Source organism: Pseudonocardia sp. HH130629-09, from assembly GCF_001294645.1.
Lineage (GTDB): Bacteria > Actinomycetota > Actinomycetes > Mycobacteriales > Pseudonocardiaceae > Pseudonocardia.
Genome location: NZ_CP011868.1, coordinates 5,656,265 through 5,671,286, shown reverse-complemented (window position 1 = coordinate 5,671,286; position 15,022 = coordinate 5,656,265). Strand labels below are relative to the sequence as shown.

General features: G+C 75.2%; 17 protein-coding genes. 9 read left to right on the top strand and 8 right to left on the bottom strand.

Annotation, left to right across the window (positions count from 1 at the left end):
- Positions 1–135 precede the first annotated feature (135 nt).
- Positions 136–978 (bottom strand): MOSC domain-containing protein, encoded by an 843-nt coding sequence (locus XF36_RS26520; RefSeq protein WP_060714069.1) that lies wholly within the window; start codon positions 976–978, stop codon positions 136–138.
- Positions 972–2,075: a LacI family DNA-binding transcriptional regulator gene (locus tag XF36_RS26515; protein ID WP_060714068.1), complete on the bottom strand. Its 1,104-nt coding sequence runs from the start codon at positions 2,073–2,075 to the stop codon at positions 972–974. The genes XF36_RS26520 and XF36_RS26515 overlap by 7 nt, the downstream gene beginning before the upstream one ends.
- Before the next feature lie 163 nt (positions 2,076–2,238).
- Between XF36_RS26515 and XF36_RS26510 the strand changes: the two genes are divergently transcribed.
- Genes XF36_RS26510 through XF36_RS26500 form a run of 3 tightly spaced genes read left to right on the top strand, consistent with a single transcriptional unit; the run spans position 2,239 to position 4,947 of the window.
- Entirely contained in the window at positions 2,239–3,252 is a 1,014-nt protein-coding gene (locus XF36_RS26510) for a metal ABC transporter solute-binding protein, Zn/Mn family (RefSeq protein WP_060714067.1), read from the top strand.
- Between the two features lies 1 nt (position 3,253).
- Positions 3,254–4,093 carry a metal ABC transporter ATP-binding protein gene (locus tag XF36_RS26505; protein WP_060714066.1) on the top strand — a complete coding sequence of 280 codons (840 nt, stop codon included), beginning with the start codon at positions 3,254–3,256 and terminating at the stop codon, positions 4,091–4,093.
- Positions 4,090–4,947: a metal ABC transporter permease gene (locus XF36_RS26500; protein WP_060714065.1), complete on the top strand. Its 858-nt coding sequence runs from the start codon at positions 4,090–4,092 to the stop codon at positions 4,945–4,947. The genes XF36_RS26505 and XF36_RS26500 overlap by 4 nt, the downstream gene beginning before the upstream one ends.
- Positions 4,948–4,980: 33 nt before the next feature.
- On the opposite strand, the gene rlmB is transcribed toward XF36_RS26500, so the two are convergent.
- Both rlmB and cysS read right to left on the bottom strand, forming a co-directional pair.
- Complete coding sequence (gene rlmB / locus XF36_RS26495) at positions 4,981–5,955, bottom strand: 23S rRNA (guanosine(2251)-2'-O)-methyltransferase RlmB (RefSeq protein WP_060714064.1); 975 nt, start codon at positions 5,953–5,955, stop codon at positions 4,981–4,983.
- Between the two features lie 14 nt (positions 5,956–5,969).
- A complete protein-coding gene (gene cysS, locus XF36_RS26490; protein ID WP_082375669.1) occupies positions 5,970–7,361 on the bottom strand; it encodes a cysteine--tRNA ligase in 1,392 nt (463 codons plus the stop codon).
- Between the two features lie 67 nt (positions 7,362–7,428).
- Here cysS and XF36_RS26485 point away from each other — a divergent pair, with 67 nt between their 5' ends.
- Positions 7,429–7,848, top strand: coding sequence for a VOC family protein (locus tag XF36_RS26485; protein WP_060714063.1), 420 nt, complete (start codon positions 7,429–7,431; stop codon positions 7,846–7,848).
- 9 nt (positions 7,849–7,857) lie between these two features.
- On the opposite strand, the gene ispF is transcribed toward XF36_RS26485, so the two are convergent.
- From ispF to XF36_RS26470, 3 genes are read right to left on the bottom strand one after another with little or no spacing between them, the layout of a single operon-like run.
- Entirely contained in the window at positions 7,858–8,325 is a 468-nt protein-coding gene (gene ispF / locus XF36_RS26480; protein ID WP_060714062.1) for a 2-C-methyl-D-erythritol 2,4-cyclodiphosphate synthase, read from the bottom strand.
- A complete protein-coding gene (gene ispD, locus XF36_RS26475; RefSeq protein WP_060714061.1) occupies positions 8,322–9,038 on the bottom strand; it encodes a 2-C-methyl-D-erythritol 4-phosphate cytidylyltransferase in 717 nt (238 codons plus the stop codon). The genes ispF and ispD overlap by 4 nt, the downstream gene beginning before the upstream one ends.
- Positions 9,039–9,043: 5 nt before the next feature.
- Positions 9,044–9,535 carry a CarD family transcriptional regulator gene (locus XF36_RS26470; RefSeq protein WP_020625956.1) on the bottom strand — a complete coding sequence of 164 codons (492 nt, stop codon included), beginning with the start codon at positions 9,533–9,535 and terminating at the stop codon, positions 9,044–9,046.
- A 344-nt stretch (positions 9,536–9,879) separates the two neighbouring features.
- On the opposite strand from XF36_RS26470, the gene XF36_RS26465 reads away from it, so the two are divergent.
- A complete protein-coding gene (locus tag XF36_RS26465) occupies positions 9,880–10,617 on the top strand; it encodes a copper chaperone PCu(A)C (protein ID WP_060714060.1) in 738 nt (245 codons plus the stop codon).
- The gene (radA, locus tag XF36_RS26460) at positions 10,614–11,993 is read left to right on the top strand and encodes a DNA repair protein RadA (protein WP_075309695.1); all 1,380 of its coding nucleotides are present in this window, start codon (positions 10,614–10,616) and stop codon (positions 11,991–11,993) included. Before XF36_RS26465 ends, radA begins: the two co-directional genes overlap by 4 nt.
- Positions 11,994–11,996: 3 nt before the next feature.
- Here the strand turns inward: radA and XF36_RS26455 are convergent, their stop codons facing one another.
- Entirely contained in the window at positions 11,997–12,833 is an 837-nt protein-coding gene (locus XF36_RS26455) for a hypothetical protein (RefSeq protein WP_060714058.1), read from the bottom strand.
- Between the two features lie 422 nt (positions 12,834–13,255).
- On the opposite strand from XF36_RS26455, the gene XF36_RS26450 reads away from it, so the two are divergent.
- From XF36_RS26450 to XF36_RS26440, 3 genes are read left to right on the top strand one after another with little or no spacing between them, the layout of a single operon-like run.
- Positions 13,256–14,119, top strand: a complete 864-nt coding sequence (locus tag XF36_RS26450; protein ID WP_060714057.1) for an A/G-specific adenine glycosylase — start codon at positions 13,256–13,258, stop codon at positions 14,117–14,119.
- A 12-nt stretch (positions 14,120–14,131) separates the two neighbouring features.
- Positions 14,132–14,656 carry a 2'-5' RNA ligase family protein gene (locus XF36_RS26445; protein ID WP_060714056.1) on the top strand — a complete coding sequence of 175 codons (525 nt, stop codon included), beginning with the start codon at positions 14,132–14,134 and terminating at the stop codon, positions 14,654–14,656.
- A gap of 9 nt (positions 14,657–14,665) precedes the next feature.
- Positions 14,666–15,019 carry an MmcQ/YjbR family DNA-binding protein gene (locus XF36_RS26440; RefSeq protein ID WP_060714055.1) on the top strand — a complete coding sequence of 118 codons (354 nt, stop codon included), beginning with the start codon at positions 14,666–14,668 and terminating at the stop codon, positions 15,017–15,019.
- Positions 15,020–15,022 lie beyond the last annotated feature (3 nt).

Below are 15,022 nucleotides of genomic sequence, written 5' to 3'. Positions count from 1 at the left end.
GCGGGCCGCGGCGCGGGCGTCGGGGCGGGCCGGCGTCGTTCAACCCAGCCTCCCCCCTCGCCCGGTCCGGCCACCCGGACGGGCGACCCGAACCCGACGATACCGACGGGCCGGGACGATCCGTGGACGGTCCGGTCAGCGCGGCGGGCCGCAGGCCGGGTCGACGGCGTCGAGCACCTCGACCGGGTCACCGACGGTGATCTCCGCGCCCGGGTCGTCCGGGATCAGGTTGACCCCGAACCACACCTTGCCGTCGAACCTCCGGTGCCGGGCCAGGGTCGCCATCGGCTCGCGGCCCTTGGCCGCCGTCTCCGGGTCGACGGTGGTGAGCACGCAGCGGGCGCAGCCCTTCGCCACCCGGAACTCCGCGGCGCCGATCCGGACGCGCCGCCAGCCGTCCTCGGCCCACGCGGGTGCGCCCTCGACGACGGCGTTCGGCCGGAACCGGGTCATCGGCAGCGGCGCCTCCGTCGCGTGCCTGCCCTCGGCGACCAGTGCGTTCAGCGCGTCGAGCGAGGCGACGGAGGCGAGCAGCAGCGGGTAGCCGTCGGCGAAGGAGACGCGGTCGTCGTCGTGGGAGAAGTCCGGGTCGGGGCGGCGCCGGGCCGGGTCGTCGAGGTGGAGCAGCCGCACCGGGGAGCCGAGCAGGTCCGAGAACCAGGCGTCGGCCTCGGGGCCGGCCGGGACGCCCGCGGTGTCCCAGCGGTGCACACGGGCCGGCAGCGGCTCGCCGTCGGGCACCGGGACCGTCAGCGGCGGCATCTCCGGCCCGGTCAGGCGGAGCCCGTCGGCGGCGGGGGTGGGTGCGACGAGCACGAGCCGGGGATGGGTGCGCGCGGTGACCACGGCGCCGTCGTCGCGGACGAGCATCCACCGCCGGTCCCCGGCGAGACCGGCCCGTTCGACGACGGCGCGCGCCACCTCGGCACCCCGGCAGGACTTCACCGGGTAGCGCCGCAGCCCGGACAGACTCACCATCCGGAGAAGAACTCCCCGGACTGACGCAGTTCCCGGGTGGTCGACCCGACGATCAGCTCGGTCGGGAGGGTGACGTACTCGGGGACGTGGCGGTCGCCGCGCTCGAGCAGCAGCCGCCCGGCCTCGAGGCCCTTCTCCCGGAACGGCTGGCGGACCGTGGTCAGGCCGAGGCGCTCGGCCTCGGGCACGCCGTCGAACCCGGCGACCGAGAGGTCCTCGGGGACCCGCACGCCGCGGTCGCGGGCCTCGCGCAGCGCGCCGAGGGCGAGGATGTCGGAGGTGCACACCAGCGCGGTGATGCCGGGGTGCGACGCCAGGAGGGTGGCCGCACCGTCCGCGCCGGCGTCGAGGGAGTGCTCGAACCGCTCGATGACCGGGACGTCGGCCCAGTCGACACCGGCCTCGGTGAACGCCGCGCGGAGCCCGGCGAGGCGCTCGCGCTGCACGGCGTAGGAGCTCCCCTCCTGGCGTGCGATGTCGGCCGGGCCGTCGTGCCGGTGCGACGACAGGCGCATGCAGAGCACGCCGACGCGGCGGTGGCCGAGCTCGACGAGGTGCCGTCCGAGCGCGAGGGTGCCGGCGCGGTCGTCGACGCCGACCCGGTCCACGCCGGTGATCCCGGTGGGCTGGTCGCAGACCACCGTCGGCACCGGGCGCTGCAGGACGGCCCGGAAGTGCGGGTCGTCCTCGCTGACCGAGTAGACGACGAACCCGTCGACCCCGGCCTGGTAGACCGCGTCGACGTCGGAGTGCTCGGGGCTGACCGGGATCAGCAGCAGCCCGGTGCCCGCCTTCTCGCAGGCCAGGGCGAGCCCCTCCAGGAAGCCGGTGGCGCCCGGGTCCCGGAAGGCGTAGCTGAGCGCCTCGGTGAGCAGCAGGCCGACCGCACCGGCGCGCCGGGTGCGCAGTGAGCGGGCGACCGGGTCCGGGCCCGGGTAGCCGAGCCGGCGGGCCGCCTCCAGGACGCGCTCGCGCAGCGGCGCGGAGAGCTGGTCGGGCCGGTTGTAGGCGTTCGACACGGTCGTCCGCGAGACCCCGAGCTCTGCGGCCAGCGACGCCAGCGTCGCCGGGCGCCGCGGGTGCTGGGGTCCTGTCATTCCCCGAACGGTAGCGGCGCGGTCACGCACGTGAAAGTCGGCCCAGACCGGCCGTGACGGGATCACACGGCGGGCGCGGGCCCGGCGCGCCGCGCAACGGTAGAGTGAATCTGAGAATGATTTCCAATAAATGTATGTCGATGTTTTGATGGGAGATCCGTCCGTGTCCCGATCCCCGCTCCGCCCGGCCGCGCTCGTGGCCGGGCTGGCCGCACTCGCCCTGGGACTGACCGCCTGCGGCTCCGGCCAGGTCGACGCCCCCACCAGCGCCGACACCCCGCAGGTGAAGATCGTCGCCTCCACCGACGCCTGGGGCGCCGTCGCCCGCGCCGTGGGCGGCAACTACGCCCAGGTCCAGTCGATCATCAGCTCCCCCGACGTCGACCCGCACGGTTACGAGCCCACCCCGCAGAACGCGGCCACCGTCGGCGAGGCCCAGCTGCTGCTCATGAACGGCGGCGGGTACGACGCCTTCATGACCGACCTCGTCTCCGCCTCCGGCAACAAGGCCCCGCTGATCGACGCCGTCGGGGTCTCCGGCATCGAGGGGGCGCAGGAGGCCGCCGCGGACGACCACGACCACGGCCACGACCACGCCGGTGAGGCCGGGGCCGAGCCCGCCGCGGGCGCCGAGCACGAGCACGGTTCGTTCAACGAGCACGTCTGGTACGACCCGGCCGCGGTCGGCCGGGTCGCCGACCAGCTCGCCGAGCAGCTCGGCCGGATCGACCCGAGCGCCGCGGAGTACTTCCGCACCAACGCCCAGACCCTCCAGGGCGGCGTCGCCCAGCTGACGTCGAAGGCCACCGAGATCGGCCGTGCGCACCCGGGGGCCCGGGTCGCCGTCACCGAGCCGGTGCCCGACTACCTGCTGCAGGCCGCCGGGATCGCGAACGCCACCCCGCAGGAGTTCTCCTCGGCCGTCGAGGAGGGCACCGACCCGCCGGCCGCCGTCGTCGCGCAGATGCTGGGGCTGTTCACCGCCCAGCCGCCGGTCGACGCGCTGATCCTGAACAGCCAGACGACCTCGCCGACCACCGACCAGGTCCGCGACGCCGCCCAGGAGGGAGGCGTCCCGGTGATCCAGATGTCGGAGACCCTGCCCGCGGGCACCACCGACTGGGTGCAGTGGATGAACGCCAACCTGGACGAGCTGTCCGCGGCGCTGAACCGCTGACATGGGGCTCCCGGAACGGTCCGCGCTGTCGCTGCGCGGGGCAGGCCTGCGGTTCGGGGACCGGACCCTGTGGTCCGGCCTCGACCTGGACGTCGCACCCGGCGAGTTCGTCGCCGTCCTCGGCCCGAACGGCTCCGGCAAGACGACGCTGATGCGCGTCCTGCTGGGGCTGCTCCCGCTGTCCGAGGGCACCGTGACCGTCGGTGGGCACACCCCGCGACGCGGCAGCCCCGAGATCGGCTACGTCCCGCAGCAGCAGCCGCTCGACCCGGGCCTGCCGCTGCGCGGGCGCGACCTCGTCGGTCTCGGCCTCGACGGGCACCGCTTCGGCCTCGGCCTGGGACGGCGACGCGAGCGGCGCGAGCGGGTCGACCGCGCGCTGGCCCAGGTCGGCGGCACCGGGTACGCCGACGCCCCGGTCGGGCGGCTGTCCGGCGGCGAGCAGCAACGGCTGCGGGTCGCACAGGCACTCGTCGGGGACCCGGCGGTACTGCTGTGCGACGAGCCCCTGCTCAGCCTGGACCTGTCCCACCAGCGGATCGTGACCCGGCTGATCGACGAGCGCCGCCGCGCCGCGGACACCGCGGTGCTGTTCGTGACCCACGAGATCAACCCGGTGCTGCCGCTGGTGGACCGGGTCCTCTACCTCGTCGACGGCCGGTTCTCGATCGGCACCACCGACGAGGTCATGACCTCGGAGACGCTGTCGCGGCTCTACCGCACCGACGTCGACGTGCTGCGGGTCCGGGACCGGCTGGTCGTGGTCGGGGCCGACGACTCGCCGGTCACCCGCGACGAGCACGCCGAGCACGGCGTCACCGCGGTCGGGGGTGGCGCATGACCGAGTTCCTGGCCCGCATCCTCGATCTGTCCGGCACCGGCGCGCTGCTGGGCTACCCGTTCGTCCGCAACGCGCTCATCGCCTGCGCGGTGCTCGGGCTGGTCGCCGGGCTGCTCGCCCCGCTGATCGTCAGCCGCGGGATGGCCTTCGCCGTGCACGGCACCGCCGAGCTGGCCTTCACCGGCGCCGCGGCCGGGCTGCTGCTCGGCGTCGCCGTCGGGGTGGGAGCGGTGGTGGGCGCCGTCGTCGCCGCGGTGATCTTCGGTGTGCTGGGGCTGCGGCAACGCGAGCGGGACTCCGCGATCGGCGTGGTGATGGCGTTCGGGCTCGGCCTGGGCGTGCTGTTCCTGGCCCTCTACGACGGCCGCTCCTCCAACCGCTTCGGCCTGCTCACCGGCTCGATCGTCTCGGTCGACCAGCAGAACCTGTGGGTTCTGGGGGTCGTCGCGGCCGTCGTGCTCGCGACGCTGGCGGTGCTCTACCGGCCGCTGCTGTTCGCCAGCACCGACCCCGACGTCGCGGTGGCGCGCGGCGTGCCCGTCCGCGCGCTGACCCTGGTGTTCAGCGTGCTGATCGGGCTGGTGACGGCGCTGGCCGTGCCGATCGTCGGCGCGATCCTGGTGCTGTCGGTGCTGATCGTGCCCGGCGCCGCGGCGAACCGGGTGACCGCGAACCCGTTGCTGGCGACCATTATCGCGATCGTCATCGCGGAGGTCGCGCTGGTCGGCGGGACGATCCTGTCGCTGGCGCCGGGGCTGCCGATCTCGGCCTACGTGGCGACCATCGGGTTCGTCGCCTACCTGCTCTGCCGCCTGGTCGGCCGGCTGCGCGGCCGCGGCCCGGTCCGCGCCTGATCCCGCACGGCACGCGGCGATCATGGGATCGGGTCAGCGGTGGGTGCGACGACGGCGGGCCACTTCGGCCAGCACGACGCCGGTGGCGACCGAGGCGTTCAGCGACTCCACCCGGCCGGCCAGGGGGATCGAGACGGTCACGTCGCAGGTCTCGCGGACCAGCCGGGACAGTCCCTTGCCCTCCGACCCGGTGACGATCACCAGCGGCCCGGTGGCCAGGTCGAAGTCGTCGAGGGAGACGTCGCCGTCGGCGGCCAGGCCCGCGACCATCAGCCCGGCGGAGGCGTACTCCTGCAGGGTGCGGGTCAGGTTCGTGGCGCGTGCGACCGGGACCCGGGCCGCGGTGCCCGCCGAGGTCCGCCACGCGACCGCGGTCATGCCGGCGGCGCGCCGCTGCGGCACGACGACGCCGTGCCCGCCGAACGCCCCCACCGACCGGACGACCGCACCCAGGTTGCGCGGGTCGGTCACCCCGTCCAGGGCCACGGCCAGTGCCGGGCGCCCGGAGTGCGACGCGGCCTCCAGCACGTCGTCGGGGTGGGCGTAGGAGTACGGCGGCACCTGCAGGGCGACGCCCTGGTGCAGCGCTCCGCCACTGATCCGGTCGAGGTCGTTGCGCGGCACCTCCAGGATGGAGATGCCCCGCTCCGCCGCCAGTGCGACGGCCTCGGTGACCCGGTCGTCGGCGGACATGCCGGTGGCCACCTGCAGCGCCGTCGCCGGGACGCCCGCCCGCAGGCACTCGACGACCGGGTTGCGCCCGAGCACGGTCTCCGGGGTCTCCCCGTCACCGCGACGGCCCGCGACCGGGCGTCGGCGCTGCTGCTGGTCCTGGGCGGCACGCCGCGCGGCCGCCCTCGCCTTCGGGTGGCCGGGGCGCATCTCGGCGGGCGGGGTCGGCCCCTTGCCCTTCAGTGCGCGCCGGGCCTGACCGCCGGAACCGACGACCATGCCCTTCTTGGTGCCTTCCTTGCGGATCGCACCGCGGCGCTTGGAATTGCCTGCCATGAGTTCTACGAGTCCTAAGCGTCTTTGAGAGTCCAGGTGGAGCCGTCGGCGCCGTCCTCGACGGCGATCCCGGCGGCGAGCAGCTCGTCGCGGAGCCGGTCCGCGGTGGCGAAGTCGCGTTCGGCGCGCGCGGCCCGGCGGCGCTCGAGCATCGACTCCACCAGGGTGCCCAGTGCCTGCCGGGCGGCGTCGCCCGACTCCTCGGCCGCACCGCCGGCTGCCAGCGGGTCCAGGCCGAGCACCTCGGTCGTCGCACGGACCGCGGACGCGGTCCGCAGGGCGCCCGCGACGTCCCCGGCGTCGAGGGCGGTGTTGCCCTCGCGCACCAGGGTGTGCACGGTGCCGAGCGCGAGCGGGGTTCCCAGGTCGTCGTCGAGTGCGGCGGTGAACGCGCCGGGCAGCTCCGCCGCGACCTCGGGCAGGCCGTGCCGCTCGCGCACCCGGTGCACGAACGACTCGATCCGCCGGTACGCGGCGACGGCCTCGTCCAGCGCGGCGTCGGAGTACTCGATCGCCGACCGGTAGTGCGGGCCGACCAGGTAGTAGCGCAGCTCGGCCGGGCGGACCCGCTCGAGCAGGTTCTCGATCGCCAGGGTGTTCCCCAGCGACTTCGACATCTTCTCCCCGCCCATGGTGACCCAGGCGTTGTGCAGCCAGTAGCGGGCGAAGCCGTCGCCGGCGGCGTGGCTCTGGGCGCGCTCGTTCTCGTGGTGCGGGAAGACCAGGTCCAGGCCGCCGCCGTGGATGTCGAACTCCGGGCCGAGGTAGGCCGTCGCCATCGCCGAGCACTCCAGGTGCCAGCCGGGACGCCCGTTGCCCCAGGGGGTGGGCCAGCTGGGCTCGCAGGGCTTGGCCGCCTTCCACAGCGTGAAGTCCAGCGCGTCGCGCTTGGCACCGCCCTCGCCCTCACCCTGGTGGACGTCGTCGACGCGCTGACCGGACAGCGCGCCGTAGTCGGGCAGGGTGCGCACGGCGAAGTACACGTCGCCACCCGCGGCGTAGGCGTGGCCGCGCTCGATCAGCCGCTCGATCAGCTCGACCATCTGCGTGATGTGCCCGGTCGCCCGAGGCTCCACCGACGGCGGCAGGCAGCCCAGCGCGTCGTACGCGGCGGTGAAGGCCCGCTCGTGGGTCGCCGCCCACTCCCACCACGGACGGCCCGCGGCCTGCGCCTTGCGCAGGATCTTGTCGTCGATGTCGGTGACGTTGCGGACCAGCGTGACGTCGTAGCCGGACCGGGCCAGCCAGCGACGCAGCACGTCGTAGTTCAGGCCCGAGCGGACGTGGCCGATGTGCGGCAGGCCCTGCACCGTCGCCCCACAGACGTACATCGACACGGCTCCGGTCCGCAGCGGCGTGAAGGCGCGCTGCTCCCTGGTCGCTGAGTCGAGAAGTCTGAGGCTCACGTCACCAGGGTACGGGCCTCCGATTCGTCCACTACACGCGCGGTGGGGCTGGGGCAAGGTGTCCGGCATGGCTGTTGAGCGGATGTACCCGCGGCTGGTCGTGCACGACGCCGACGCCGCGATCGACTTCTACCTCGCCGCATTCGGCGCGGAGCTCGTGGAGCGCTACACCGACGGTTCCGATGCCGTGGTGCACGCCCTGCTGCGGGCCGGTGGCGCCGAGTGGGCCCTCAAGGACGGCGACGCCGTCGACCCGGCGCCGTCGGGGCCCGGCGCGGTGATCATGGCCCTGGAGGTCGACGCCCCGGACGCGGTCGCCGCGGCGATGGTGGCCCACGGCGGCCGCGTGCTGTTCCCGGTGACCGACCACGACTACGGGCGGCGCGCCGGGCGGATCGCCGACCCGTTCGGCCACGCCTGGATGGTGGCGGCCCACACCGGCGACCTGACGCCCGAGCGGATCCAGGAGCGGACCGGGCGTCTCTAGCCCGCAGCTCTAGCCCGCGGCGAGCAGCAGCGCCGTCGCGACGGCGGCGCGCCCCTCACCGCGTCCGGTCAGCCCCAGCCCGTCGGTGGTCGTGCCGGACACCGACACCGGGCCGCCGACCACCTCCGACAGCACCCGTTCGGCCTCGGTCCGGCGTGTGCCGATCTTCGGGTCGTTCCCGATCACCTGGACGGCGGCGTTGCCGACGGTCCAGCCGTCGCGGGCGAGCAGGCGGCGGACCTCGGCGAGCAGGGTCGCCCCGCTCGCGCCCGTCCACTCCGGACGGCCGGTGCCGAACACCGCGCCCAGGTCGCCCAGCCCGGCCGCGGACAGCAGGGCGTCGCACAGGGCGTGCGCGGCGACGTCGCCGTCGGAGTGTCCGGCGCACCCGTCGGTGCCGGTCCACAGCAGACCCGCGACCCAGCAGTCCCGGCCCGGCTCGACCGGGTGCACGTCGGTTCCGATCCCGACCCTCATGCGTGTTCCTCGTGCTCGGTGACGCGGCCCGCCCCGGCGAGCAGCAGTTCGGCGATGCGCAGGTCCCACGCGGTGGTGACCTTGAACGCGAGCGGGTCCCCGGCGACGGTGGCGACCGGGTCGCCGAGCGCCTCGACCAGCCCGGCGTCGTCGGTGCGGGGGTCGGGCGTGCCCGCGTGCGCGCGACGCAGGTCGGCCGCGCGGAATCCCTGCGGGGTCTGCACCGCGCGCAGCTCCGAGCGGTCCACGGTGGACACGACGGTGCCGTCGGCGTCGACCCGCTTGACCGTGTCGGTCACGGGGAGCACCGGGATGACGGCGGGTGCGCCCGCGCGCACGGCGCCGACCACCCGACGGACGACGTCGGGTGGCGTGAGCGGGCGCGCTGCGTCGTGCACCAGCACGACCTCGGCGTCCGAACCGGTCGCGGCGAGACCCGCCGCGACGGAGGCGGTGCGGTCGGCACCGCCGGCGACGACCGTCGCCGGGCGTCCGGGCAGCATCGCCGCGGCGTCGTCCACCTGGTCCGCGGGGACGACGACCACCACGTGCCCGACCACGTCGGACGCGAGAAGGCCGTCGACCGCGCGCACCAGCATGGGAACCCCGGCCAGCCCGACGAACGCCTTGGGCACACCTGCACCCAGCCGCACCCCGGAACCGGCCGCGGGAAGCACCGCGACGACACCCGCCCCGGAGGACGGTCCGTGCACGCCGGTCAGGCGTTCGCGGTGGCGAGCACCTCGTCGAGCAGGACCTCGGCCCGCTCCTCGTCGGTGCCCTCGGCCAGCGCGAGTTCACTGACCAGTATCTGCCTCGCCTTGGCCAGCATCCGCTTCTCACCGGCGGACAGGCCCCGGTCCTTCTCTCGCCGCCACAGGTCGCGGACGACCTCGGCGACCTTGTTCACGTCGCCGGACGTGAGCTTCTCCCAGTTCGCCTTGTACCGGCGCGACCAGTTCGTGGGCTCCTCGGTGTGCGGCGCGCGCAACACCTCGAAGACCCGATCCAGTCCCTCCTGGCCCACGACGTCACGAACACCGACCACCTCGACGTTGTCGGCGGGGATGCGCACCGTCAGATCACCCTGCTGGACCTTCAGGACGAGGTACTGCACTTCCTCGCCCTTGATCGTCCGGGTCTCGATCGCCTCGATGAGCGCGGCACCGTGGTGCGGGTAGACGACGGTCTCTCCGACCTTGAAAACCATGTGTCCTCTGGCCCCTTTCGCTGCGTCCAGATTAACACGTCGTCAGAGCGGGACGGCGACCGGCTTTCACCGTCGTCGCAGGTCAGGGGGTTGACAACGGCGGAGGAACGTGTTCTCCGCGGGCGTGGCGCCCGTCGGGGGCCATCCGGCCACGTGCCGGTCGCCGCCGCGTCACGTCCCGGACCACCGGGTCTTCCGTCCCCGCCGTCCAGTGGGGACGCGGTCGTCACAGCCGAGTGCCCGACCGCGCAACCTGTCGGAGCGCGCGACTAGGCTGCCCCCGACAGACCCCGCACGTGCGCCGGGGGCACTTCGGGGCACCGGCAAGGAAGGACACGACGACCGTGAGCCGCACCCGCCGTTCCGCCCGGACCCTGGCCGGGGTCGCCGGCGCCGCCGCCCTGACCGGCCTGCTGCTCAGCGGCTGCGGGACCGGGCAGATCTCGCAGACCTCCCGCCAGGTCGCCGCCGTGAACGGCGCCAACGTCACGGTCGGCTCTGTCGACCTGCGCGACGTGCAGATCGCCTACCCGACCACGCCCGCCGGTCCGGACGCGCTGTACCGCCAGGGCGGCGCCGCACCGCTCGTCGCCACCTTGGTCAACACCGCTCCGGTCGCCGACCGCCTGCTGTCGGTCACCTCCCCCGCCGCGGCGTCGGTGCAGATCCAGGGCGACCCAACGATGCCGCAGGACATCGCGCTGGTCTCGCCGGGCAACCTGCAGCTCTCCCCGACCAACGCCAAGCGGGTCCAGCTCGTCGCCGAGGGTCTGACCCGTCCGGTCCCGGCCGGGGCGCAGATTCCGATGACCTTCGTGTTCGAGAAGGCCGGCTCGGTGACCGTCACCGTCCCGACCGGCGTTCCGCACGCCGCGGGCTCGCCGGGGCACGCCCCGGAGCGGGCGTCGTTCGACTCCGAGGAGTCCGGCACCAACGGCGCCGAGACCGGCGTGAACTCCGAGACCGGCGGCCAGGCCGAGGCCCCGCCGGTCGACCGGCCGAACCCGGTCCCGGCCGGTGAGGGCGCCCCCGTCGCGCCCGGCAACGAGGGCAGCGGCGCCGGCGGCGCCGCCGGCAACTGACCCCCCGGTCCCGCGCCGCACGCTCGGGCGGCTACCGCTGCACCGAGTGCGACCACCGCACGGCGCAGTGGGTGGGGCGTTGTCCGGGCTGCCAGGCCTGGGGCTCGCTGGAGCAGGTCGAGCCGGTGCGCACCGGCGGGGGCGGCCGGACCGTCGTCGCCGGGGCACCCAGCACCCCGGCCCGGCGGATCGCCGAGGTGGAGCTGGACTCCGCCAGGGCCCGGCCGACCGGCGTCGACGAGCTGGACCGGGTGCTCGGTGGCGGGCTCGTCCCGGGCGCGGTGGTCCTGCTGGCCGGTGAGCCGGGCGTCGGCAAGTCGACGCTGCTCCTGGAGGTCGCCGCGCAGGCCGCGGCCCGGTCCCGGGTCCTGTATGTGTCGGGTGAGGAGTCCGCGGGCCAGGTGCGGCTGCGCGCCGAGCGCACCGGCGGCGTCCACGACGAGCTCTACCTCGCCGCCGAGTCCGATCTGGAGTCGGTGCTCGGCCACGTCGACGCGCTGCGGCCGTCGCTGCTGGTGGTGGACTCGATCCAGACCATGTCCACCGCCTCGGTCGACGGCAGCCCCGGCGGGGTGACCCAGACCCGCGCCGTGACCGTGGGGCTGACCGCGCTGGCGAAGGAGCGCGGCCTGGCCGTGCTGCTCGTCGGCCACGTCACCAAGGACGGCGGCATCGCAGGCCCGCGGGTGCTGGAGCACCTGGTCGACGTGGTGCTGCACTTCGAGGGCGACAAGCACTCGGCGCTGCGGATGGTCCGCGGGGTGAAGAACCGGTTCGGCCCGGCCGACGAGGTCGGCTGCTTCGAGCTGCGCGACTCGGGCATCGTCGGCCTCGCCGACCCCTCGGGACTGTTCCTCGGCCGGTTCGGCCAGGGCGCCGACGCGGTGCAGCCGGGGACCGCGGTGACCGTCGTGATGGACGGGCGACGCCCGCTGCTGGCCGAGGTTCAGGCGCTGGTGGCGGGGGCGAACATCCCGAGCCCGCGCCGGGCGGTGACCGGGCTGGACTCGTCGCGAGTGCCGATGCTGCTCGCCGTCGTCGAGCGGCGGGGCGGGCTCAAGCTGCACGACGCCGAGGTCTACACCGCGACCGTCGGCGGGATGCGGATCACCGAGCCCGCGGCCGATCTCGCGATCGCGCTCGCGGTCGTCTCGGCGAAGCGGGACGCGGCCCTGCCCGCGGACCTCGTCGTGCTGGGCGAGCTCGGGCTGGCCGGCGAGCTGCGCCGGGTGCACGGGGTGGACCGGCGCCTCGCGGAGGCCGCGCGGCTGGGCTTCACCCGGGCGATCGTCCCGACCGGGGCCGAGGTCGGCCGCACCGGCATGCAGATCACGGAGGCCTCGTCGCTGCGCGAGATCATGGCCCGCATCCGCTGAGCCTCAGCTCATGAGCAGCGGGACGGGCTCGCTCACGACCTGGTCGAGCCGGGCCAGGACCCGGTAGCCGCCGGGGCCCACCCGGGTGCGCTCGCCCGCGCAGCCGGGCTCGGAGCCGAGCCCGGTCCAGGTCACGGCGAAGGCCACCGGCTGGCCGGGCACCAGGGTCCGCAGGTCGTCCGACGACGGGTTGGAGCAGTCGTTGGACGACCAGAGCTTGGTCGCCCCGTCACCGCTCCACACAGCGATCTCCTGCTGGGCGCCGTCGAGGTCGCGCACGCAGGGCTGGCCGGAGACGTTGGTGACGACCAGCCGGAGCTCGGGTCGCGCGCCGGCGGGATAGGTCGGCTGTCCCGTCTCGGCGCGCACCTCGATCATCGCGTCGGTGCAGGGCACCGGGCCGGTCGGCGGGGACGGTGCCGCCTGCGGCACCTGCACGGACGGGCGTGGCGTGTCGTCGGGGCGGACCGTCTCGTCCGCCGGGCCCGCGTTCGGGGTCACGGGCCCGGCGGACGTCCCCGCCGCGGCGGCCGGAGGCGCTCCGGGCGCGGCGGGGGCGGGGAGCGGCACGGACGGGGGCGTCCCCGTCCCCGGGGCTGGGGATGCCGGGGACGGGGACGCCGGGGACGGCGCGGGGGCCGCCGTCCCGGTGTCCGATGTGGTCTGCGACGACTGGGGGGTCGTCTGTGCGGCCGTCCCGGTCGGCTCGTCGGAGCCCCGCGGGACCAGCACCCAGGCGGTGAGCCACAGCAGCGCGAAGAGCGCGATCAGCGCGACGCCGACCGCGCACGCGCGCCGACGCCAGTAGACCGACGCCGGCAGGGGACCCACCGGGTGCATGTCACCGACGGTAGATCTCCGGTTACGCGAAGTCGCCAACGCCGCGCCGGGACCGGACATGTCCGGCGAGGTCCACCCGGCGGGGCGACCCGCGCTTCCCGACCGGGTGAGCGCACCGGCGGAACGGTCGCCCACGCACTCCTCGGACCAGCCCGGACGGGGGTGCCGAACCGGATCGCCCGACCCCCGTGCAGGTGACTCGTCGACCTCGGGTGATCGCCGGCGCCTGGCGACACCGTCCCGACCGGTCCCCGGCGGCGGGGAACCGCCCCGGTCGTGGCGCGCGCCCCGGTGGCGGACGCGGTAATAGACGTGATCCACATGCCGGGACCGCGGCGGCATCCCGCGACGCCGACGCACCCGACCCGTTCCCCCGGTGGGGTCGTCGCCGGGCCCGGCCCGGGGCACGCGACACTGGGGGCGTGGTGGCCGATCTGATCTCCCCGTGGTTCCGGGCGCAGGCCCGCGACCTGCCGTGGCGGCGCCCCGAGACCACCCCGTGGGGCGTGCTCGTCAGCGAGTTCATGCTCCAGCAGACCCCGGTCGCGCGGGTCGAGCCGGTCTGGCGGGACTGGATGGAGCGCTGGCCCGCGCCGTCGTCGCTGGCGGCCGCACCGCGCGCGGACGTGCTGCGGGCCTGGGGCAAGCTCGGCTACCCGCGCCGCGCGATCCGGCTGCACGACGCGGCCGCGGCGATCGCGGAGCAGCACGGCGACGCCGTCCCCCCCGACGTCGAGGCGCTCGAGGCCCTGCCGGGCGTCGGCTCCTACACCGCGCGGGCGGTGGCGGCGTTCGGCTTCGGCCAGCGTGCCGCCGTCGTCGACACCAACGTCCGGCGGGTGGTGGCCCGCGCGGTGCACGGACAGGGCGACGCCGGACCGGCCCGCACCCGGGCCGACCTGGCCGACGTCGACGCACTGCTGCCCGACGACGACGCCGAGGCCGCCATCGTCTCCGCCGGCCTGATGGAGCTGGGCGCGGTGATCTGCACCGCGCGCTCGCCGCGCTGCGCGGACTGCCCGGTCGCGGCCCGCTGCGCCTGGGTGGCGGCAGGCCGCCCCGCCTACGACGGCCCGCGCAAACCGGTCCAGGGCTTCGCCGGCACCGACCGCCAGGTGCGCGGCAGGCTCATGGACGTGCTGCGCACCGCGCACGGGCCGGTCGAGCGGACCGCTCTGGACGCCGTCTGGTCGGATGCGGGCCAGCGCGACCGGTGCCTGCACTCGCTGCTGGTCGACGGGCTGGCCGAGCAGACCGACGACGGCCGCTTCGCCCTCCCCGTCTGAGCGGCGGCCCCGATGCCCAGCACCGTCCGGTTCCGGCTCGACGACGACGGCGCCGCCGCGCTCACCGCGCTGCGCGACCGGCTCGCCGCGGCCGGGATCGCGGTCCCGGCCGGGACGCCGCACGTGACCGTCGCCGCGGCGGGCACGATCCCACCGACCGCCGTGCGGGAGCTGACCGCCCAGCTGCGGCTGGTCGCGCTGCCGGTGCTGTGGCTGGCCGGTCTCGGTTCGGTCGGCCCGGACGCACCGGAGGTGCTGGCGCTGACCGCCGTCACCGACCCCGAGGTGCTGGCCGTGCACACCGCCGTGCACGACGCGCTGGCCGGACGGGTGCGGGGAGCGCACGCCGCGCACCTGCCGGGCTCCTGGCTGCCGCACGTGGTGCTGGCGACCGGGCGGCCCGCCGAGGCCTTCGCGCTGCTGCACCCGGTCTCCCCGGTGCGGGCGCGGATCACCGCCGTCGAGCTGCACGACTCACGCACCGGGGAGACGGCGGTCCTCGGAGCGCGGCCGGAGGGCCGCGCCCGTCGCCCCTAGGCTTGCCCCGTGGGGGACGAACAGGACGTGCGGCGGATCGCGCTCGCCCTCGACGGTGTCGTCGAGAACCCGAGCGAGGGGTTCGACTTCCGGGTGTGCGGCAAGGGCTTCGTGTGGTCGTGGCCGGAGCGGGTGCCCCGCAGACGACGGGTGATCAGGACCGACGTCGCGGTGCTGTACGTCGGCGACGAGGCGGAGAAGCAGGCCCTGCTGCTCGGCGAGCCCGATCTGTTCTTCACCGACCCCGGGCACGCACCGTGGCCGCTGGTGCTCGTCCGCCTGGAGCAGGTGGACACCGGCCGGCTGGCCGAGCTGATCGGTGACGCATGGCGCATGCGCGTCGACGAGGCCGGGCGGGGATAACGT

Coding starts and splice junctions, on each gene's coding strand:
- XF36_RS26505 (WP_060714066.1), top strand. CDS start 3,254: ATGGGGCTCCCGGAACGGTCCGCGCTGTCGCTGCGCGGGGCAGGCCTG.
- XF36_RS26445 (WP_060714056.1), top strand. CDS start 14,132: ATGCCCAGCACCGTCCGGTTCCGGCTCGACGACGACGGCGCCGCCGCG.
- XF36_RS26470 (WP_020625956.1), bottom strand. CDS start 9,535: ATGGTTTTCAAGGTCGGAGAGACCGTCGTCTACCCGCACCACGGTGCC.
- XF36_RS26455 (WP_060714058.1), bottom strand. CDS start 12,833: ATGCACCCGGTGGGTCCCCTGCCGGCGTCGGTCTACTGGCGTCGGCGC.
- XF36_RS26515 (WP_060714068.1), bottom strand. CDS start 2,075: ATGACAGGACCCCAGCACCCGCGGCGCCCGGCGACGCTGGCGTCGCTG.
- XF36_RS26500 (WP_060714065.1), top strand. CDS start 4,090: ATGACCGAGTTCCTGGCCCGCATCCTCGATCTGTCCGGCACCGGCGCG.
- XF36_RS26520 (WP_060714069.1), bottom strand. CDS start 978: ATGGTGAGTCTGTCCGGGCTGCGGCGCTACCCGGTGAAGTCCTGCCGG.
- rlmB (WP_060714064.1), bottom strand. CDS start 5,955: ATGGCAGGCAATTCCAAGCGCCGCGGTGCGATCCGCAAGGAAGGCACC.
- ispF (WP_060714062.1), bottom strand. CDS start 8,325: ATGAGGGTCGGGATCGGAACCGACGTGCACCCGGTCGAGCCGGGCCGG.
- XF36_RS26485 (WP_060714063.1), top strand. CDS start 7,429: ATGGCTGTTGAGCGGATGTACCCGCGGCTGGTCGTGCACGACGCCGAC.